Source organism: Yoonia sp. R2-816 (assembly GCF_046762905.1).
GTDB lineage: Bacteria > Pseudomonadota > Alphaproteobacteria > Rhodobacterales > Rhodobacteraceae > Yoonia.
In genome coordinates, this window is record NZ_JBKQXN010000350.1 from 47,400 (window position 1) to 67,022 (window position 19,623).

The 19,623-nt window shown below is 58.7% G+C and carries 23 protein-coding genes; 10 read left to right on the forward strand and 13 right to left on the reverse strand.

Going from position 1 to position 19,623, the window contains the following annotated elements; all coding sequences use genetic code 11:
- Positions 1–45: 45 nt before the first annotated feature.
- From ACFWW2_RS26135 to ACFWW2_RS26155, 5 genes are all read right to left on the reverse strand, one after another.
- Complete coding sequence (locus ACFWW2_RS26135) at positions 46–813, reverse strand: ABC transporter ATP-binding protein (protein ID WP_393933654.1); 768 nt, start codon at positions 811–813, stop codon at positions 46–48.
- Between the two features lie 125 nt (positions 814–938).
- Positions 939–1,148 (reverse strand): hypothetical protein, encoded by a 210-nt coding sequence (locus ACFWW2_RS26140; protein ID WP_393933510.1) that lies wholly within the window; start codon positions 1,146–1,148, stop codon positions 939–941.
- Between the two features lie 163 nt (positions 1,149–1,311).
- Positions 1,312–2,766 (reverse strand): dihydropyrimidinase, encoded by a 1,455-nt coding sequence (gene hydA / locus ACFWW2_RS26145; protein ID WP_393933512.1) that lies wholly within the window; start codon positions 2,764–2,766, stop codon positions 1,312–1,314.
- 4 nt (positions 2,767–2,770) lie between these two features.
- Positions 2,771–3,193 (reverse strand): hypothetical protein, encoded by a 423-nt coding sequence (locus ACFWW2_RS26150; RefSeq protein WP_393933514.1) that lies wholly within the window; start codon positions 3,191–3,193, stop codon positions 2,771–2,773.
- A 26-nt stretch (positions 3,194–3,219) separates the two neighbouring features.
- Positions 3,220–4,470, reverse strand: coding sequence for a Zn-dependent hydrolase (locus tag ACFWW2_RS26155; RefSeq protein WP_393933516.1), 1,251 nt, complete (start codon positions 4,468–4,470; stop codon positions 3,220–3,222).
- Positions 4,471–4,642: 172 nt separating this feature from the next.
- Here ACFWW2_RS26155 and ACFWW2_RS26160 point away from each other — a divergent pair, with 172 nt between their 5' ends.
- Positions 4,643–5,245, forward strand: coding sequence for a TetR family transcriptional regulator C-terminal domain-containing protein (locus ACFWW2_RS26160; protein ID WP_393933518.1), 603 nt, complete (start codon positions 4,643–4,645; stop codon positions 5,243–5,245).
- On the opposite strand, the gene ACFWW2_RS26165 is transcribed toward ACFWW2_RS26160, so the two are convergent.
- Entirely contained in the window at positions 5,242–6,201 is a 960-nt protein-coding gene (locus tag ACFWW2_RS26165; RefSeq protein ID WP_393933520.1) for an MBL fold metallo-hydrolase, read from the reverse strand. The genes ACFWW2_RS26160 and ACFWW2_RS26165 overlap by 4 nt on opposite strands.
- A 132-nt stretch (positions 6,202–6,333) precedes the next feature.
- Here ACFWW2_RS26165 and ACFWW2_RS26170 point away from each other — a divergent pair, with 132 nt between their 5' ends.
- Positions 6,334–7,002 carry an FAD-binding oxidoreductase gene (locus ACFWW2_RS26170; RefSeq protein ID WP_393933522.1) on the forward strand — a complete coding sequence of 223 codons (669 nt, stop codon included), beginning with the start codon at positions 6,334–6,336 and terminating at the stop codon, positions 7,000–7,002.
- Positions 7,003–7,037: 35 nt separating this feature from the next.
- Positions 7,038–7,283 carry a hypothetical protein gene (locus tag ACFWW2_RS26175; RefSeq protein ID WP_393933524.1) on the forward strand — a complete coding sequence of 82 codons (246 nt, stop codon included), beginning with the start codon at positions 7,038–7,040 and terminating at the stop codon, positions 7,281–7,283.
- 67 nt (positions 7,284–7,350) lie between these two features.
- Here the strand turns inward: ACFWW2_RS26175 and ACFWW2_RS26180 are convergent, their stop codons facing one another.
- From ACFWW2_RS26180 to ACFWW2_RS26195, 4 genes are read right to left on the reverse strand one after another with little or no spacing between them, the layout of a single operon-like run.
- The gene (locus ACFWW2_RS26180) at positions 7,351–7,614 is read right to left on the reverse strand and encodes a Rho termination factor N-terminal domain-containing protein (protein ID WP_393933526.1); all 264 of its coding nucleotides are present in this window, start codon (positions 7,612–7,614) and stop codon (positions 7,351–7,353) included.
- Between the two features lie 52 nt (positions 7,615–7,666).
- Complete coding sequence (preA, locus tag ACFWW2_RS26185) at positions 7,667–8,971, reverse strand: NAD-dependent dihydropyrimidine dehydrogenase subunit PreA (protein ID WP_393933528.1); 1,305 nt, start codon at positions 8,969–8,971, stop codon at positions 7,667–7,669.
- A gap of 23 nt (positions 8,972–8,994) precedes the next feature.
- The gene (locus ACFWW2_RS26190; RefSeq protein WP_393933530.1) at positions 8,995–9,861 is read right to left on the reverse strand and encodes a class I SAM-dependent methyltransferase; all 867 of its coding nucleotides are present in this window, start codon (positions 9,859–9,861) and stop codon (positions 8,995–8,997) included.
- 8 nt (positions 9,862–9,869) lie between these two features.
- Positions 9,870–11,210, reverse strand: a complete 1,341-nt coding sequence (locus ACFWW2_RS26195; protein ID WP_393933656.1) for an NAD(P)-dependent oxidoreductase — start codon at positions 11,208–11,210, stop codon at positions 9,870–9,872.
- A gap of 371 nt (positions 11,211–11,581) precedes the next feature.
- Here ACFWW2_RS26195 and ACFWW2_RS26200 point away from each other — a divergent pair, with 371 nt between their 5' ends.
- Entirely contained in the window at positions 11,582–12,118 is a 537-nt protein-coding gene (locus ACFWW2_RS26200) for a hypothetical protein (RefSeq protein ID WP_393933532.1), read from the forward strand.
- A gap of 21 nt (positions 12,119–12,139) precedes the next feature.
- Here ACFWW2_RS26200 and ACFWW2_RS26205 read toward each other — a convergent pair whose 3' ends face one another.
- Entirely contained in the window at positions 12,140–13,045 is a 906-nt protein-coding gene (locus tag ACFWW2_RS26205; RefSeq protein ID WP_393933658.1) for a Gfo/Idh/MocA family protein, read from the reverse strand.
- 79 nt (positions 13,046–13,124) lie between these two features.
- Between ACFWW2_RS26205 and ACFWW2_RS26210 the strand changes: the two genes are divergently transcribed.
- On the forward strand, positions 13,125–13,874 hold the full coding sequence (locus ACFWW2_RS26210; RefSeq protein WP_393933534.1) for a class II aldolase and adducin N-terminal domain-containing protein: 750 nt from the start codon (positions 13,125–13,127) through the stop codon (positions 13,872–13,874).
- On the opposite strand, the gene ACFWW2_RS26215 is transcribed toward ACFWW2_RS26210, so the two are convergent.
- Positions 13,871–14,497: a class I SAM-dependent DNA methyltransferase gene (locus ACFWW2_RS26215; protein ID WP_393933536.1), complete on the reverse strand. Its 627-nt coding sequence runs from the start codon at positions 14,495–14,497 to the stop codon at positions 13,871–13,873. The genes ACFWW2_RS26210 and ACFWW2_RS26215 overlap by 4 nt on opposite strands.
- 57 nt (positions 14,498–14,554) lie before the next feature.
- Here ACFWW2_RS26215 and ACFWW2_RS26220 point away from each other — a divergent pair, with 57 nt between their 5' ends.
- Entirely contained in the window at positions 14,555–15,415 is an 861-nt protein-coding gene (locus ACFWW2_RS26220; protein ID WP_393933538.1) for an SDR family oxidoreductase, read from the forward strand.
- Here ACFWW2_RS26220 and ACFWW2_RS26225 read toward each other — a convergent pair.
- Positions 15,381–16,034 (reverse strand): hypothetical protein, encoded by a 654-nt coding sequence (locus ACFWW2_RS26225; RefSeq protein ID WP_393933540.1) that lies wholly within the window; start codon positions 16,032–16,034, stop codon positions 15,381–15,383. The genes ACFWW2_RS26220 and ACFWW2_RS26225 overlap by 35 nt on opposite strands.
- Before the next feature lie 184 nt (positions 16,035–16,218).
- Between ACFWW2_RS26225 and ACFWW2_RS26230 the strand changes: the two genes are divergently transcribed.
- The 4 genes from ACFWW2_RS26230 to ACFWW2_RS26245 all read left to right on the forward strand — a co-directional run bounded on the left by ACFWW2_RS26230 (position 16,219) and on the right by ACFWW2_RS26245 (position 19,608).
- Positions 16,219–17,106, forward strand: a complete 888-nt coding sequence (locus ACFWW2_RS26230) for an AraC family transcriptional regulator (protein WP_393933542.1) — start codon at positions 16,219–16,221, stop codon at positions 17,104–17,106.
- A 122-nt stretch (positions 17,107–17,228) separates the two neighbouring features.
- Positions 17,229–17,786 carry a nuclear transport factor 2 family protein gene (locus ACFWW2_RS26235; RefSeq protein ID WP_393933544.1) on the forward strand — a complete coding sequence of 186 codons (558 nt, stop codon included), beginning with the start codon at positions 17,229–17,231 and terminating at the stop codon, positions 17,784–17,786.
- A 35-nt stretch (positions 17,787–17,821) separates the two neighbouring features.
- Positions 17,822–18,781 (forward strand): alpha/beta hydrolase, encoded by a 960-nt coding sequence (locus ACFWW2_RS26240; protein WP_393933546.1) that lies wholly within the window; start codon positions 17,822–17,824, stop codon positions 18,779–18,781.
- Between the two features lie 230 nt (positions 18,782–19,011).
- Positions 19,012–19,608, forward strand: a complete 597-nt coding sequence (locus ACFWW2_RS26245; protein WP_393933548.1) for a DUF6931 family protein — start codon at positions 19,012–19,014, stop codon at positions 19,606–19,608.
- Positions 19,609–19,623: the final 15 nt, after the last annotated feature.

The window sequence follows — 19,623 nt, forward strand, 5'->3', positions numbered from 1 at the left end:
CCCCCGGCTTCTTCCGAGCGCAAATATCCCCGCCGGAGGCAAACCCTAGTCATCCACATGCCCTGCCCGCAGACCATCACGCACCCGATGCGCGATCTCGATAAACTCCGGCGTGTCCCGAATGTCCAAAGGTCGCTCTTTCGGCAGCGGGCTGTCGATCACGTCGGTGATCCGGCCCGGACGCGGGGACATCACGACGATCTTAGTAGACAGATACACCGCCTCGGGGATCGAATGAGTGACGAAACCAATCGTCTTTTCCGTCCGCGCCCAAAGCTGGAGCAGTTGTTCATTCAGATGGTCCCGCACGATCTCGTCCAGAGCGCCAAAGGGTTCGTCCATCAGCAGGATATCCGCGTCAAAAGCCAGCGCGCGGGCAATAGAGGCGCGTTGCTGCATGCCCCCCGATAACTGCCAAGGAAACTTCTTCTCAAACCCCGCCAGATCGACCAATTCCATCACACGCTTCACCCGGTCCGCCTGCTCGGACTTGGAAAACCCCATGATCTCCAACGGCAGTTTTATATTCCCGCCAATCGTGCGCCACGGATATAGCCCCGCCGCCTGAAACACATAGCCATACGCCCGCGCCCGCCGCGCCTCGTCCGGGGTCATGCCGTTGACGGTGATCTCGCCCCCGGTGGGGGCTTCGAGCCCCGCGATGCACCGAAGGAAAGTAGTCTTGCCGCAGCCAGAAGGGCCGATAAAGCTGACGAAATCGCCCCTGTTGATCGTTAGGTTCACATCCTTGAGGGCATGAACCGGGCCATCGTTGGTCTGGAAGGTGAGATTGAGAGCACGCGCGGCAATCACTTGACTACCATGTGCTGCGTCGGGTGTCTCTGCACCAAGTGATTGTACGGCAAGTTCAGCAACAGTTGGCATAGGCAATCAAATCCTCGGAAGTTGCAAAACGGGTAGGGGCAGACATGGTTTCATCATATTGATGGGAACACGGGCAGCATTTTCCAACGGCGCCATGCAAGTAATGCCAGAATGACCGCGCCACTTGGCGCGGCGACAAACCCGTACACATAGCTTGCAAAGCCACCTTGCCCGTCGCATGCGTGTCTCACATACAGCTCACCAGAAAGCTCACCTGTCAGCGGAACTACAGTGGGCACTGCCGCGCAGTCGATCAGCGTCATCGCGGCAGAATAAACGAGGTAAGCCCCCCCGAGCATCACCAAGGCCAAGCCAATCTTTGGGTAACCCAGTCGCGCTGTAAGATGGGCAATCCCCAATACCAATCCGACAAATACCAATATGACGGCGGCAAGGATTATAATTATCCCAAGTGGTCCCAATCCGTCACACCCCCGTCGCCGGAATACCCGTCCGTTCCACGGGCCGCGGCGCGGTCAGTTCTTTCCACGTGCTCAGCGCCTTGTTGGTCGGCGTATTCGCCTCGCGTTTCACGAACTCGCCGTGGCCTTCCTCTGTGCGCACTTCACCGTCATGAATGGCCACATGGCCGCGCGTCAGGGTGAACCGGGGCAGGCCTGTTACCTCTTTGCCTTCGAACACGTTGTAGTCGATGGCGGATTGCTGGGTGGATGCACTGATCGTCTTGGACTTCTTGGGATCAAGCACGACGATATCGGCATCTGCCCCGACCAGAATGGCCCCCTTTTTGGGATAGCAGTTCAGTACCTTCGCGATATTGGTCGAGGTCACGGCGACGAATTCGTTCATCGTCAGCCGCCCCGTGGCCACCCCATGGGTCCAGAGCATCGGCATCCGATCCTCAAGCCCCCCTGTCCCGTTCGGGATCTTGGTGAAATCACCCACGCCAAACCGTTTCTGCTCGGTCGTAAAGGCGCAGTGGTCCGTCGCCACAACCGACAATGACCCGGCCTGCAACCCGGCCCAAAGGCTATCCTGATGCTGCTTGTTCCGGAACGGCGGCGACATGACGCGGCGGGCGGCGTGGTCCCAGTCTTTGTTGAAATACTCGCTCTCATCCAGCGTCAGATGCTGGATCAGCGGCTCACCCCAGACGCGCTTGCCTTGCTGACGGGCGCGCCGGATCGCCTCATGCGCCTCTTCACAGGACACATGCACGATATAAAGCGGCACGCCGGTCATGTCGGCGATCATGATGGCGCGGTTGGCCGCCTCGCCCTCGACCTGGGGCGGGCGGGAATAGGCGTGGGCCTCTGGGCCGGTATTACCCTCGGCCAGTAGCTTGGCAGAGAGTTCGGCCACCACATCGCCGTTTTCCGCATGGACCAGCGCAATCCCCCCAAGCGAGGCAAGGCGCGAAAAGGACGCATACATCTCGTCATCGTTCACCATCAGCGCGCCTTTATAGGCCATAAAATGCTTGAAGGTGTTGATGCCGCGATCCTTGATCACGCTTTCCATTTCATTGAACACCTGCTCACCCCACCAGGTGACGGCCATGTGGAAGGAATAATCGCAATTGGCGCGGCCCGATTTGTTGTCCCACATCTGCAGGGCGTCATGCAGGCCCTGGCCGGGACTGGGCAGGGCGAAATCGACGACCATCGTGGTGCCGCCGGACAAGGCTGCGCGGGTCCCACTTTCAAAATCATCACTGGAATAGGTGCCCATGAAAGGCATTTCCAGATGGGTATGCGGGTCGATCCCACCGGGCATGACATAACAGCCGGTCGCGTCGAGCTGTTCGTCGCCTTTCAGGTCCGGGCCGATTTCAATGATCTTGCCGCCATCGATCAGGACGTCGGCCTTGTAGGTCAGATCATGCGTGACGATAGTGCCGTTTTTGATGACTTTGGTCATTTCATCAGTCTCCCAATTCCTTAGCAATTTGGCTGGCAGCTTCCGCTATTGGTTGGCAAGTCGCTGCATCACCTTCCCACACCGCATTGGCTTCCCATGCAGTTCCCCTCAGAGCATAGCTTTCGCGATAGTTCTCCAAATAGAAATCCGCGATTTGGCGTGTATCCAAGTTCACTGTTTCAGCTATATGCTCAACTCCGTCCGCGCTATCTGCCGACCTTACGAGCGTTGCAATTAGCAGCAAGTCTTCAAGAGACTTCTTCGAACTTTCAAATACTTCTTCGCTAATTGCCTGACCTGCCCACTCCACATTTGCAAGGTAGAATGCTGCACATCTAACGTACTGATACGACTGTTCCGGTTGGTCCGCCAGTATGGTTGCGAGGGGCACCATGTCAGAGTCCGCCGCACCGACTGAGGCGGTCAAGCATAACAAACCGGCAATCTGTGCCCTCACCCCACAATCTCCGCCGTCTCGACCACCGCGTGGAACAGCACATCTGTCCCCGCCCGCGCCCATTCGGGGCTGATTTCTTCCGCCTCGTTGTGGCTCAGGCCGTCGACACAAGGACACATGACCATAGATGTTGGATACAGGTCGTTGATCCAGCAGGCGTCATGCCCAGCGCCCGAGACGATATCCATGTGGCTGTAGCCCAACCGCTCTGCCGCGTTGCGCACGGCCGCCACACAGCCTTCATCAAAGGCGGGCGGATCGAATTGGCCGACGATTTCAGCCTCAAACGTCACGCCAATATCCTCACACAGCTTCGGCGCCCGCTCCATCAGTTCGGCCACCATCGCGTTCAGCTTGTCCAACAGATGCGTGCGCATATCGACGGTGAAGACCACCTTGCCGGGGATGATGTTGCGGCTGTTGGGGTAGACGTCGATATGGCCGATGGCGCCCACCGCATTCGGCTGGTTCTTCATCGCAATTTCGTGGACCAGTTCGGTGATCAGGGCGAGGCCGCGCCCCGCGTTCTTGCGCATATGCATGGGGGTTGATCCGGTGTGGCTTTCCTTGCCTGTCACCGTGCATTCGATCCAGCGCAGGCCCTGCCCGTGGGTGACGACGCCGATATCTTTGCCCTCGGCCTCCAGGATTGGGCCCTGTTCGATATGCAATTCGAAAAAGGCATGCATCTTACGGTCGCCGACCTTCTCGGGGCCTTTCCAGCCGATGCGCTCCAACTCATCGCCGAAGCGTTTGCCATCGGCATCAACGCGGTCATAGGCCCAGTCGAGTTCATGCTTGCCTGCAAAAACGCCCGAAGCAAGCATGGCCGGGGCATACCGCGTGCCCTCTTCATTGGTCCAGTTCGTCACCACGATGGGGTGTTTGGTCTGGATGTCCAGATCGTTCAGCGTGCGGATAATTTCCAGCCCGCCCAGCACACCCAGCACTCCGTCATACTTCCCGCCGGTGGGCTGCGTATCCAGATGCGAGCCGACATAGACGGGCAGCGCATCCGGGTCGGTCCCTTCGCGCCGGGCGAACATATTGCCGATCTCATCGACACCCATCGTACAGCCGGCATCTTCGCACCATTTCTGGAACAGATGGCGGCCTTCGCTGTCTTCGTCCGTCAGGGTCTGGCGGTTGTTGCCGCCCGCCACGCCGGGGCCAATCTTGGCCATCTCCATCAGGCTGTCCCACAGGCGTTCACCATTGATGCGCAGGTTCTCTCCGGGGGCGGCCATGGCTCTCTCCTCGTGGCTGGGGCAGTCTGGGTTTGACCAAACGGTCAAAACAACGCTAACAGAGGGGTGGCATCAGTCAAGTTCTCCGCACGACTTATAGGCAGATGCAACCAAAGAAAGCACGAACACCCCGCCGTCAGTCACGTCGCCCACATTTTGAGCAGAGATTTGCATGACCAAACCACCAACCCGTATTCAGCAGCGCAATCGGATGGCCATTCTCGATGCAGGGCTGGTGATTTTTTCGCAGTTCGGGTTCCGGGGATCGACGCTTGATCAGATTGCAGAGGCGGCGGGGCTGTCCAAACCCAACCTCCTCTATTACTTCCCGTCCAAAGAGGCGATCCACACGGCCCTGCTGGAGCGGCTGCTGGAAAACTGGCTTGATCCGCTCAAGGCGCTGGATGGCGAGGGCGACCCGGTCGAGGAGATCATGGGCTATGCCAGGCGCAAACTGGCGATGAGCCGGGATTACCCCCGCGAAAGCCGCCTGTTTGCCAATGAAATCCTGCAAGGCGCGCCGCGGATCAAGGCCATCCTGCATACCGACCTGAAGGATATGGTCGATGAAAAGGCGGTGATTATCAAAGGGTGGGCGGATGCGGGCCTGATCGCGGATGTCGATCCGCACCATCTGATCTTTTCCATCTGGGCGCTGACCCAGCACTACGCCGACTTCGATGTGCAGGTGCGGGCGGTTCTGGGTACCGATGACCCGTTTTCGGGGGCCGGTCAGTTCCTTGATCATGTCATGCGCAGTATTTTGCGGGTTTAGACCAGCGGGACAGGGACGTATCGATATGCGTCACCCATCCGCATGATCCGTCCCACGCCGGGAAAAGGGAAATGATAACCGGCGATCAGTATCTGGTCATCTGCGGCGCGCGCCAGCAGCCGTCTGCGTGTCTCAATCGCTTTCGGTTTGTCGATATCGGCCCCGACCGTCCAGTCTGGCCGCTCCAGCCCGGTGATGTAATGCACTGCCGTATCGACAAGATGCAGCAATTGCCGCCCATCGCTTTCCAGCATGATCGCATGGTGGCCATGGGTGTGACCGGGTGCTGCGATTGCTGTGATCCCGGGGGCAATTTCGGTCCCATCATCGTAGGACCGCAGGCGATGCGCCACCGGCAACAGATGCCGCCGACATTCGATGATCATCTCGCGCAAGGCCACCGGCGCCCGGTCGGGCGACTGGGTCCAGAATGCCAGTTCGATTTCCGGCAAGTGATGGTCAGCATTTGCAAAGACCTGTTCGCCTTGGGCGGTCAGCCCGCCCACATGGTCCGGGTGACCATGGGTCAGCAGCACGATATCAATATCCGACGGGGCCAGGCCCAGCGTCTGTAAAGAGCGGACCAACCGCCCGTTATCGGGTACATTGCCATGAAAGGTGATGTCGCCCATTCCCGTATCAATCAGCACCCGCACCCCTTGGGTTTCGACCAGCATCACCTGCAACGGCATTTCCGCCACGGTGGGCGACAGCCCATAGCTGGCCAAAAGGTCGCCTGCCGCCGTCTTGCCCGCATTGGCCGCAAACATGCCGACCCCCATGGAAAAACTGCCATCATCAATGATGGTGACGGTCATTGCACCCAAGGGAAACTGGCGGATCGCCCGCATCGGCATCATGCCATCGGCGTGGAGCGGGCCCGAGGGGCTGAGGCTGATCAGCCCGGCGGCCCCCAGCGCTTTCAGGATAAAACGGCGATCGGGGGCGAGGGTCATTGTGGTTTTCTTTCAGGAACGCATGCCGGGACTATGCGCCCAGCGGTCGTCACAAACCAGATCACACACGCAATCGTCAACGGAACCACCGGATGGTTCGGGCGTTACCTATCCAACAAAAGGACCGATAGCATGACCTACACATTGACCCTGCAAGACATCGCCCTGGTGACGCACGACACCTATCAGTTGACCTTCAACCGCCCCGAGGATTTTGAGTTTGAGGCAGGGCAGGCGACCGAGTTGACCCTGCAAAAAGAAGGGTGGAAGGATGAAAGCCGCCCGTTCACCATGACATCGCGGCCTAATGACAAACATCTGGAATTCGTGATCAAATCCTATCCTGATCATGACGGGGTGACCGAACAGATCCCGACGCTTGGGATGACAGATCAGGTGAAAGTTGCCGATCCTTTTGGGGCCATCACGGACCATGGGCCAGGCGTGTTTATTGCTGGTGGCGCAGGCATCACACCGTTCATTTCCATCCTGCGCAAACAACAGGAAGACGGGACATCGGGATCGCACCTGATCTTTTCCAACAAGACTGACAAGGACATCATCCTGCAGGAGCTGTGGCAGTCGATGCCAGGTGTCGAAACGACATTTGTCGTGTCCGATCAAAAGGACACGGCCCATGTCAAAGGCAGGCTGGACAAGGAGATGCTGCGGGATCTGATCGGGGATACCGGTCAGCCATTCTACATTTGTGGCCCCGGCGGGATGGTTGACGATGTGCGGAGCGCGTTGAAAGAAATGGGTGTCGCCGAAGGCCGAATTTATACCGAAGATGGCTGGTAAGGGTCCGTAAACCGTATCGCGTTTAGCGTTGCGGGATGAGACAGTTACAGCTTGGTACAACCCGCTTTGCAGGCGGAAATCCCGCTTTCTTTTATCATCTGTTCAGCGAGAAGGCTGCGCGCACCGGCGGTATCGTCAGGCGCGCTGTTCGCGATGTGGAACGTGAAGTCGGACGCGACGCGATAATTGCTGAAGTAAAAAAACGTGAGTTTCATTTACTCGAATGCGCGGGCCAGTTCGTTATCATCTGTGCTCCAGATCACCTGACCGTGCATCGTTGAACCCACAAAGTCTTCTTTACGAAGACTTTGTTCCGTGTCAGACTTTTCGTCACGAAAAGTCTGCGTCTCAATGATCACGCAGCGCGCCGATCAGCTCATCCTTGTTCATGTCTGACCGGCCCTCGATATCGAGCTCCTGCGCGCGCTTGTAAAGCTCATCGCGGGTCCATTCTTCATACGGTTTTGCCTTGCCACCTTTTTCGGATGGTGACTGATCATCGCTCGCCTTTGCATTGGCGATGCGCGCCGCTTTCTCCTTCGACGCACCATCTTCGCGCAGCGCCTCGTAGGTCTCATCATCCTTGATCGACGGGCCGTGGTCTTTGGTCATATTGGAACTCCTTTCCATTGCACAACAAAGGAAAGGGCTCCGTGGTTCCCGTCTATTCCGCTGCAACAGCACCCGGGTTGTTGGGGTGCGTTGTCCAGTTGGCGTATTCCTTCTGGACCACCTTGCCGGTGCGCGGATCAACTTCACCGGGCTTCATCGGCTCCATTGTGATGCAGTTTTCGACAGGGCAAACATCGACACAAAGATTACAGGCGACGCATTCTTCATCAATCACCGTAAATGTGCGATCCTCGGACATGGCGATCGCCTGATGGCTGGTGTCTTCGCAGGCCGCGTAGCAGCGTCCGCATTTGATGCAATCATCCTGGCTGATCTTCGCCTTGGCCACATAGTTGAGGTTGAGATACTGCCAGTCGGTGACGTTTGGTACGGCACGACCCACAACCTCTTCAACACTGGTATAGCCCTTTTCGTCCATCCACTGTGACAAACCGCTAATCATTTCCTGCACAACCTTGAAACCATAGGTCATCGCCGCGGTGCAGACCTGCACATTCCCGCAGCCCAAGCTGATGAACTCCGCCGCGTCGCGCCATGTGGTAATCCCACCAATCCCACTGATCGGCATGCCGCGGGTTTCCTCGTGCCGCGCGATTTCCGACACCATCGACATCGCAATCGGTTTAACCGCCGGGCCGCAATAGCCGCCATGGCTGCCTTTGCCGTCAATCGACGGTTCGGGCGACATGGTGTCGAGATTTACAGAAGTAATCGAGTTGATCGTGTTGATCAGGCTGACCGCATCCGCCCCACCGCGTTTGGCCGCTGCGGCCGGTTTGCGGATATCGGTGATGTTGGGGGTCAGTTTCACGATCACCGGCTTGTCGTAATATTGCTTGCACCAGCGGGTGACCATTTCGATGTATTCGGGGACCTGCCCCACGGCGCTGCCCATGCCCCGTTCAGACATGCCGTGCGGGCAGCCGAAGTTCAGCTCGATACCATCAGCACCCGTCTCAGTCACGCGGGGCAGGATATCTTTCCACGCCTGTTCCTCGCACGGGACCATGATGCTGACGATCATGGCGCGGTCGGGGTAGTCGGCCTTGACCCGTGCGATTTCTTCCAGATTGACCTCAAGCGGGCGGTCCGTGATCAACTCGATGTTGTTGAGACCCAGCAAACGCCGGTCTGCACCATAGATCGCGCCGTATCGCGGGCCATTGACGTTAACAACAGGCGGCCCTTCTGATCCCAGGGTTTTCCAGACGACACCGCCCCACCCGGCCTCGAACGCGCGGCGCACGTTGTATTCCTTGTCCGTTGGCGGGGCAGAGGCCAGCCAGAACGGGTTGGGGGATTTGATCCCCAGAAAATCAGTGGTGAGATCGGCCATCACGTGTTCCTTTCCCGCCCGTCTCAGGGCTTGTCAAATATCATCTCAACCGGCGCCAGCCTGCGCGCCTCTACATTCGCGACGTAGTTTTTCAGCTTCACGCCCGCGGTGTCGCCCATCAGCAGATGAATGCCCAAGGGCGGCGGGCCGCCAGCCTCTGCCATACGTTCAAAAACATGCGCAAAGAAACTCAGCGTGAAATCACGGCGATATCGCTGACCGTGCAGGGTCAAGCCCGCTGCCTCAGCTGCACCGTGATAGACCGATGCGGCATCAACGAACGAGGTCTCGGATTTCTCGGACCACGGTACCGGAAACAACAGATCATCGGGGCTGTCATCTCGCATCACGTCGAACAGGGCAAAGCGGCCGCCGGGTTTCAGGACGCGGGCAATTTCTGCGAACATATGTTCCTTGTCGGCGATGTTCATCCCAACATGAAACATCGTTGCCAGATCGAAACTGGCATCTTCCATCGGCAGATCAGTGGCAGAAGCGACATGCAGGTTAATGGCCTCGTCCAGATGCACGCGGGCGTTCAGGGCCTGCCCGACCTCGACATAAAGCGGCGTCAGATCAATGCCCGTCACATGCGCGCCATAGCGGTGCACGATATGTCGGGCAGTGCCGCCCAACCCGCAACCGACATCCAGAACGCGCATGTCCGGGGTGACATCCAGCTGCGATAACAGCGCGTCCGTCGCCTCCAGCCCGCCGGTGTGGAATTCGTCCACCGGTTTGAGGTTATCCACCGTTGCTACATCAACACCCTGTTCTTTCAGGGCTTTTTCAATGCGATCAAGCAGGTCTTGCGTGGTGTAATGTGCGGCCACGCGCGTTTCGAGCGTCTCCATCTCTTCCTCCAGCGCTATTCGTCCCGCATCCAGCATAGCACAGATCAGGCGGAAAGCGCGGCGTGGATATCCTCAGCCGCGTCGCGCCCTTCGGCCACGGCGGTCACTGTCAGATCGTCGCCACCGCTGGCACAATCACCCCCGGCCCAGACGCCATCGCGGCTGGTGCGGCCCGCACCCGTCACCGCGATTTTGCGCCCGTTCAGTGCCAGTTCGGCATCGGTTTCCAGGGACTGGCCAATGGCCTTGAACACCTGATCCGCCCTCAGCCGCACCGTCTCGCCCGTGCCTTTCAGACCCGCGCCGTCATCGGCGGTATATTCCAGTTCGATCTCGCGCACGGCCCCGTTGCCATGTACCGCCACGGGCTGCACATTGAACATCAGATGTACGCCTTTGGAGGCGGCGAGGTCTTGTTCGTAACGGCTCGCGCTCATCGCGTCGCGCCCGCGCCGATAGGCAATGGTGACATTCTGGGCGCCAAGCAGTTTGGATTGCACAGCGGCGTCGACGGCGGTCATCCCGCCACCGATCACCACCACGTCGCGCCCAACAGGGAGGGTTGTCAGGTCGCTGGACTGTCGCAAATCCGCAATAAAATCAACGGCATCGCGAACACCATCCTTGTCTTCGCCATCCGCGCGCAAGGCATTTACCCCGCCCAGACCAAGGCCCAGAAACACGGCGTCATAGGCTTCGGCCAGTGAATCGAGCGACAGGTTTTCGCCAAGTCGCTGACCATATTTGATGTCAATTCCGCCAATGCCCAAAAGCCAGTCGACCTCGCGGGCGGCGAAACTGTCCGTTGTTTTATAGGCGGCGATGCCAAATTCGTTCAGACCGCCCGGTTTGTCGGCAGCATCATAGATATTCACGTCATGCCCATGCATCGCCAGACGGTGCGCGCAGGCCAGACCGGCAGGGCCCGCACCAACAACGGCCACGCATTTTCCGGTAGACAGCGCACGTTCATAGGGATGGCTTTGTTTGGCCATCAGGGCATCGGTCGCGTGGCGTTGCAGGCGACCGATCTCAACCGGTTTGCCTTCGGCAAGTTCACGCACGCAAGCCTGTTCGCATAAATCCTCGGTGGGACAGACGCGAGCACACATACCGCCTAAGATATTGCTGTCAAAGATGGTTTTCGCCGCAGCCTCTGGCGTGCCGGTACTGATCTGGCGGATGAACAAGGGGATGTTGATCCCGGTCGGGCAGGCGGTCACACACGGCGCATCATGGCAGAAATAGCATCGGTCAGCGGCCACTGCGGCCTCATGCGGGGCGTAGGGCGCGTGCAGATCCGCGAAGTTTTCAGCAATTGTATCTGCTGGCAGACGCGCAGCGGCGATACCGGGGGTCATCTGGCTGTTCTGGCGGTCGGACATGGCTGCTTCCTGTCGTGGCTTGTCATCTATAGCCTGCCACAGTTTCATTTTTTATCAAATGGTAAATTTTTGGCAGTTTATGAATAACTGGCGCAACGTTCGGTGGGTAGTGCAGCATGGGTCAATCAACACAGTGGCGAATCAAGTGTTAAGGCCTGCATTTATTGGAAAAACAGCCGTCGGCATCGCGTCGGCAAAACGTCGGACTTGCGTCGGACCCCTGTGCTGTAATCCGGCCGGTAAACGGACCACACGCCGCAGCCGTAAATGATGCGTTAACACAAATCAGCCCAGCAAAGTGCCATGTGCAGACACAGCCCAGCGTCATAATCCTGTCATTATGTTGGGTATTGCTGCCGGTCGGTGAACACATGACCACGATTGTCACAGCATCACGCGGCCGCGTCGCCGCCTACCATCTTACCGGGCTGGGGCTGGGTGCCGCGTTTCCGGTCCTTTATGTTTGGGGCATCCAACCGGCAACACATATCCCTGTCTGGGCCAAGGCGGTATTTCTGGCTGCGGCATGTGTTGGGCTGGTACTTTTTCTGTCTGCCGGTTTCAGAATTCTGCGCATTCTGTCGACGCAGGGATCATGGAAGGTATCGGTCAGTCGCGACAGGCTGTTTTGGGAAACGGCAATATCGCATCCGCAGTTCCCGTTGGACATCCCGCTCGCACAGATTGCAGAGGTTGCACGGATCGAAACCATTACCGAGGGTTCCGATAAGGAAACGATGATCGAGACAACGTTTGAAATCCGGCAGCGCGATGGGTCGGTACGGGTGATTGCGCAGGATAATGCCGGGATCAATCCCCATCGGGTGTTTCGCGTTCTGGCCGATTACGATGTCCCCTACCGGCACTATGAATGCGACAAAAGGTCTAGAGCAAACCCAAACAAATAGCGCAGCATTTGGCAGGCCCTGCTAGAAATGAAACGCCTCGACGGTGATCCGTTTGCCCAGTGTCAGCGCGTCGGCCACGTGAATCATCGGGGATAGGTCCACGTCAGATTTCCCGGTTTCGACCAATTCCGCCATCCGGTCGTAAAGCGCGGGGTACTCCCGGTCGGCCCCGGCTTCGACCTCTTGCCCATTGATCAGCAGTCGTGCGCCGCCGTCATGTAGCGCAAGTGTGCCCGCGTCGGTTTCAACCGTGATGTCCCAGCTTTGCGGGCCTTCCTGTAGCCAGTCAAAATCACCGGTGACCTTGCCGGTCCATGTCAGTTGGGCCGCAATCGGGGTGTCACAATTGGATGGGAAAAGGAGCTCTGCCTGCCGCAGATGCACCGGCTGAGGCAAGATCTCGGTCATGATCGACAAGGCGTTGCTGCCCGGATCAAAGACACCCATGCCGCCGGGTTCAAACACCCATTGCTGGCCGGGATGCCAGCGGCGCACATCCTCTTTCCAACTTATATGGGCGGCTTCGATCTGTTTATCGGCCAGCCATGCCTTGGCCGGGGCGACCCCCTTGGCCATGCGGCTGTGCCATGTGGCAAACAGGGTTACGCCCGCGTCGCGCGCCATGGCGTCCAGCGCCTGCACCTCGGCCAGTGTCGCACCGGGTGGTTTTTCCAGCATCACGTGGCGACCCCCCGCAATCGCCTTGGCCGCGTAATCATAGCGCGGCACGGGCGGCAGGCAGAGAGAGACAACTGGGATGTCCGACCGCTCTGTCAGCATCTGGTCGAAATCGGTGAAGGCAGGCACCCCATCGACGGTTCCCGACCGGCTGACGGTGGCGGCCAGGGTCCAATCGCTGCTGGCATTGATTGACGGGACATGCTGATCGACCGCGATCTTGCCGATACCCACAAGGGCGATATTCATGCTCATCAGCGCGGCTTTCTTTCAGTGGGCGTTTGCGGCATCCTTAGCGCGCGTGCCAGCCAAATCCAAGGGAGCGGTGATGAACAAACCCACAGAAAACCTGACCCACTGGGCTGAGCGTGTTGATCTGGCCGCCGCCTTTCGCTGGACCGCCCGTCTGAACATGCATGAGGCCGTGGCCAATCATTTCAGTCTGGCAATAAACGATGACGGCACCCGGTTTCTGATGAACCCCAACCAGATGCATTTTTCGCGGATCAAGGCCAGTGACATGATCGTGGTGGATGCCAATGATCCCGAAACGCTGAAGGGTCCAAATGCGCCAGACCCGACTGCCTGGGGCCTGCATGGCGGCATTCACCGGCTGGTGCCCCATGCCCGTTGTGCGATGCATGTGCATTCGATCTTTGCCACGGTTCTTGCCTCACTGGCCGACAGCCGCCTACCCCCGATTGACCAGAACTGCTGCACCTTCTTCAATCGCTATGTGATTGATGATGGCTATGGCGGTCTAGCCTTTGAAAGCGAAGGCGAACGCTGCGCCGCCCTGTTCACTGACCCGAAGAAGAAGGTGATGATCATGGGCAATCACGGTGTGCTGATCATTGGCGATAGCGTGGCCGAGACCTTCAACCGGATGTTCTATTTTGAGCGCGCTTGCGAAACCTATATCCGCGCCCTGCAAACCGGTCAGCCCCTGCGCGTGTTGCCGGATGACGTGGCCGAAAAGACCGCGCAAGAGCTGGAGAGCTATCCAGAACAGGATGTGCGGCATTTGGCAGAACTTAAGGCGATCTTGGATAACGAAGGGTCGAACTACGCGGCTTAGGCTTTTCGAAACAAAACCAGTCGCGCCATGTCATTGCGGTGCGCCTCATCTGCCCGGTCGTCATAAATGCGGACCTGCCGGAAATTTAGGTCGGTGATCCGGTCGGACAGAGCCTCCAGCGCAGGGCCAAACCCATCCGCTTCGAAATGGGCCGCGTTGACCGAGATCGCAAAGACAGCGCCAGTGTCGGCCACGTCCAGCAGGTGCTGCAACGCACCCGGTCCGACATGGCCGAACGTGAAGGTGCCCGCGCTGACCACCCCCGCATAGGGTTCGCCCTTGAGCGACAGCGGTCTGGTGATGTCGCCCGCCATCAGATGCCGGTAATGCCCCTTCATGTCGGCGACGCGCAGCATGTCGTCCGACAGATCGACCCCGTCGATCGGATTGATGCCAGCCGCCCTCAGATGTTGCCCCACCAGCCCCGTGCCGGCCCCCACATCCAAAACCGGGCCGCGCCCGTTGCCGGCCAGAAAACCGGCCGCAACCTCGCGCGGCAACTGATAGCCCTGCCCATCGTGAAAGGCGGTGTCATAGCTATGCGCCCATGTCTGATAGAGCGCTTTGACATCCTCGGGGGATTTCAGCGCATATGCATCGTTTACATCAGGATCATCAGCCATGGTCCGCATATTATCACAGGCTTGCGCATTCCCAACAGCTAAGGCAGGACAGGACCTATGACCAAAACGCTGCTTTCCTTTGGCCATGGCTATAGCGCCCGTGCCTTGTCCCGTATTCTGTTGCCGCAGGATTGGCGGATTATTGGCACCACAAGGTCAGAGGATAAGGCCGCCCGTCTGATGAATGAAGGGATCGAACCGCGCATCTGGCCGGGGGCGGATATGGGCCCCGCACTGGATGCCGCGACCCATCTGTTGATTTCTGCGGCACCGGGGGACGATGGCGATCCGGTGCTGGCGGAATTGCAGGACGCGATTGCCCAGCGCGCCCGCCAGTTTGCATGGGTGGGGTACCTCTCCACCACTGGCGTCTACGGCGATCACGATGGCGATTGGGTGGACGAAAACACCGCCCTGACCCCCGCCACCAAACGCGGGATTGCAAGGGTCGAGGCCGAGGCGGCATGGGCCGCCATCCCCGGCCTGCCCCTGCATATCTTTCGGCTGGCCGGTATCTACGGCCCCGGACGTGGGCCGTTTTCCAAGGTCCGCAATGGCACGGCGCGCCGGATCATCAAGCCGGGGCAGGTGTTCAGCCGGACCCATGTGGCCGATATTGCGCGGGTCCTTGCAGCATCTATCGCGCGACCGAACCCCGGTGCCGCCTATAATGTCTGCGACAACGACCCCGCCCCGCCAGAGGACGTGATCGCCTATGCTGCCGAATTGCTGGACCTGCCGGTCCCGCCAGCCGAAGATTTCGAGACCGCCGAGATGTCGCCCATGGCCCGCAGCTTTTATGCCGAAAGCAAGAAGGTGCGGAACGACCGGATCAAGGATGAACTGGGGGTAGAGTTGCTTTACCCCGACTACAAATCCGGGCTCAAGGCGTTGCTGGCACAGGAAATCGGCGCCTGAAAATCCAGGATATTCCGGCGTAGATCAGCAACAGGACAACGCCAGTCGCCAGATTGCTACCATAGAAAACCGCGCGTTCCGCCAATTCCAGATTGTTCAGAAACGGATAGGGCAGGCCCGATGTCACCGTGCCTTCGGGTCTTTGGTTGAACCCCTGCACAATCAATTCCGCCCACAGCACATAAACCCCGATGACACCAACCAGCCATACGACTGCGCCCCTGAGCCGGTGAAAACTGCGATGAATGAAAATGGCGTCGATCACCTGCAGCAATGGCCCCAGCAAGTGCAAATACATCTCCAGATACCATGCACGTAACTGGCCATCATCGGTGACGGAATTGGGATCGGCAAAGTAAAGCCGCCAGTAAAGAAACACGACCATCGTGTTGATGACAGCAGTCATGCAAACCAGACCATCCCAGCGGCGGGTGCTGCGGCCCTCTTCGATCGCCATCATCCGACTGGCGGCAAAGAATGAGAAGAACAGCGCCCAGATTGTCAGATACCGGAACGGCCCACCAAAATTGCCGGTGAAGTCGGAAAAAATCAGGGTGCGGATGCAGTAGCCACCCGCCAGCAGAAACACGATCCACCGATAAACCAGCACAGGGCGCATATATCTGACGTCTCCTTCGTTTTGCCGAAACATGCATGGCGACGGTCGATCCGGTCCATCATGACCTTGCGTCATTGACTTCTTGCCGATCTCATCCTGCTGGGCAAGACCGCGACTACCAATTGTGCAGGCCCATCTCGATTATTGACCGTTATGTCCTATTTTCACCGTCAAAGGATGACCCATGCCGCGCCGCTACGCCGATATCTTTCCATCGCTCCCGCTTCTGAACAGCGATACGCATGAACAGAGCTCTGCCGCCGCATTGATGTCGGTGCGGTATTTTCAGGCCGAACCCGATACCATGCCAGAGGATGTTTTTGCCGAACACCATATCCTGCTGAACTTGCAGGAAAATGCGCATCGCGTGCAGAATACCCGCGATGGCAAGATGCGCGATTTCACACTTCAAAAAAACGATATTATCGTGACACCTGCAGGCATGCGTTCTGGCTGGCGGTGGTTTGCCAAGAGCGATGTCATTATCGTCACGCTGGACCCGGCAAAGGTCGCGAAGTTCGCGCAAACCGAATTGGGCCTGCTCCTCGATCCGCAGCAGTTCAACGACGAACCGCAGTTTTCCGACCCGGACCTGTGCGCTGCCGGTGTGATATTGCGCGACGCGCTTGAAAGCGATGACATCTCATCCGGCGTGATGTTCGAAGCCATGAGCCGGGTGTTGCTGGTCAAGCTCTTGCAGCGATATGGCAAACGCCGCGCTGAGGACATTGCGCTAAGCGCGCGCTTCACCTCCAGCCACTACAACCGGGTCCTTGCCTTCATCCGTGTCCGGCTGGATCAAACCATCACGGTTGATGAACTGGCAGGCGAAGCCGGGATGAGCCCGTCGCATTTCTCGCGGGTGTTCAAGGAAACGCTTGGGTCAACCCCAATGCAATATGTATTGGCCTACAGGATCGAGCAGGCCATGAAGATGATGGAAGATGCCACCCGCCCCCTGGGAGATGTGGCGCTCGCCTGCGGCTTTGCCGACCAGGCGCATTTTTCACGCAGCTTCAAGCAGGTCACCGGGCAAACGCCGCGGCAGTTCAGGTCCGCGCGCGCGGCCTGAGCCGATATCTTCAAAAAGCGGAATCCTACAAAAACCGCGCAGGCCGGTTCAATTAATTCAACCGGCGTTCCCGTATCTCTTTGGTCATCGCAACAAGACATCCAAGACCAAGGAGACAGACAATGAAAGCCCTCACTGCCGCAACAGCGCTGATCGCTGCAACAAACTTCGCCATGGCCGATACACCAACATTGGCGGGTGATCCCATCACCGCAGAAAATCTGACCGCTCAGGCCGAGGTGGTGCGCATCGCAGATGCCATCGACGCTGGTGTCGACGCCAAGGACTGGGAGCTGACCCGCAGCTTTTTCACCGACGAAATCACAGTCGATTTCACGTCACTTGTCGGGGGAGAGCCTGCAACGATCCCGGCTGATGGTCTGATCGCCGGATGGTCCGCAAATCTGACCGAAGAAAAGACCTCGTTCCACCTACGCGGTAATCATCGCGTGACATTCCACGGCGATGACGCGGCCACGATGGTTTCGCATGGCTATGCCTGGAACCGTATGGAAAGCGGCGCCTTGCCCGAAAACGGCGGCGAGGCGCTTTGGGAGGTTTGGGGCACTTACGAGCATGGCTTCGAACGCACCCAGGATGGCTGGAAGGTCAACGCGATGACATTCATCGCCACAGCCGAACGTGGAAACCCCTTCGTGCGCAATACGCCCGGTTCCTGAATCCCTCTTAACAACGCAACTCAAGGAGATCCCAAATGAAAACCTTCTCACTCACCACCGCTGCATTCCTCATGGCCTCAACTGCGGCCATCGCGCAGGTCGAAACCCGCACGCTGACCTTTGAAAACGAAGGGGCCACGCTGTCCGGCACGCTTTATCTGCCCGAAGGCCACGATGGCAGCGCCCTGCCCACAGTTGTCGTCACCGGCGCATGGACCAGCGTCGAAGAACAGATGCCCCGCATCTATGCCGAGGAAATGGTCGAACGCGGCTTTGCCGCCTTCACATTCGACTTCCGCGGCTGGGGCAAATCCGGCGACCTGCCACAGAATGTGCGCTTTGTCGAAAGCCCGGAGGCAAAGACATCCGACATCCGCGCTGCGTTCGACTTCGTGGCGACCCTGCCAGAGGTCGACCCGACACAGATCAACGGCTTGGGCATCTGCGCCTCGGCTGGCTATATGATTGATGCTGTCGCCGGGAATGACCTTGTCCAACGGATCGGACTTGTGGCGCCGTGGCTGCAAAACGAAGAGATCGTGAATGCTGTCTATGGTGGCGAAGAAAGCGTGCAGGGCCTGATCGCAGCGAGCCGCGCCGCCGAAGCGGCGGGTGGCCAGATCATCCCCGCCGCTGGTCCCGAAGGTGCCGAAGGCGTATTGATGCCCATCGGCGGTTATTATTACGAGGCCGATCGCGGCGCGATCCCGGAATATGACAACCAGTGGAACAACGCAGGCTGGGAAGGCTGGCTGACATATCATCCGGCTGATAACCCAAACCGGCTGACCCAACCGCTCGCCATTGTGCATTCCGAAGCGGCCGCAATTCCGCAGGGTGTTCGCAGCTTCCTCGAAGGGTTCAGCGGTGATGCAACATTACAGATGCTGGAAGACGTCACGCAGTTTGACTTCTACGACAACCCCGAGGATGTGACGCACGCCGCAGACACAATGGCACAGCACTTTGCCGGACCGGTGGGGCAAGACAGCTGAACCATTTGAATAACTCGAAAAACGGCGGTCAACCAATTGGCCGCCGTTTGCTGTTCACTACCAGTATTGCAGTGACCACCTGTCGGAACTCTCGCGCTGGCACGCCATTTCCGATCCTTCGCTACTTGTAAATCCAAAACCGTCCTTGACGCCCGCGGGTCAACTGCGGAAACTTGTGCGTATTCCTCGCGGCACCTTCTGCCGCCTCATGTGATTGGATCCGCCCGTTCATGTCACCCGATGATGCGCCACCGCTTGACGAAGAAAAGACACGACCGCCCGCGGTAGCCACACGGTATGAAACACTGGCTGATCTTTACGTGGCCATCCCGCAACTGGCCGAAGTGACCCAGCAGCGCCCGCGCCCCGAGGAAGAGGCGCTGGACTACCTGATGCGCCTGCGCCAGTCGACGACCCCGGAAGAGGCGATTACATTCACCGCCTTTGCCATCCAGCCCAAGCTGGCGATCTGGTGGGGGCATGAATGCTTGCGCAACATGCCAGATGCGCTGACCCCGCTGGACCGGCAGATGATGGAACTTGTGGCGGGCTGGATCGGGCGCCCCGACGACGCCATGCGCCATCACGTAATGCGAGAGGCGCTGTGGGCCCCCGCCAAATCGCCCGGTGTGCATCTGGCATTGGCCGTGGGATGGTCTGGCGGGTCCATCGCCCCCAATGATCCGGCCCCTGTGCATCACAGCCGCGCGCCGCGCGCGATCAACACGGCGATCCTGTCGTGTCTGGCCCGCGCCGATCTGTCACGCCGCCCCATTTTCCTCGCCCGGTTTATCGACATGGCAGAATCTCTCTTCAAGGTTTATTAGCGGTCCCTGACCCCA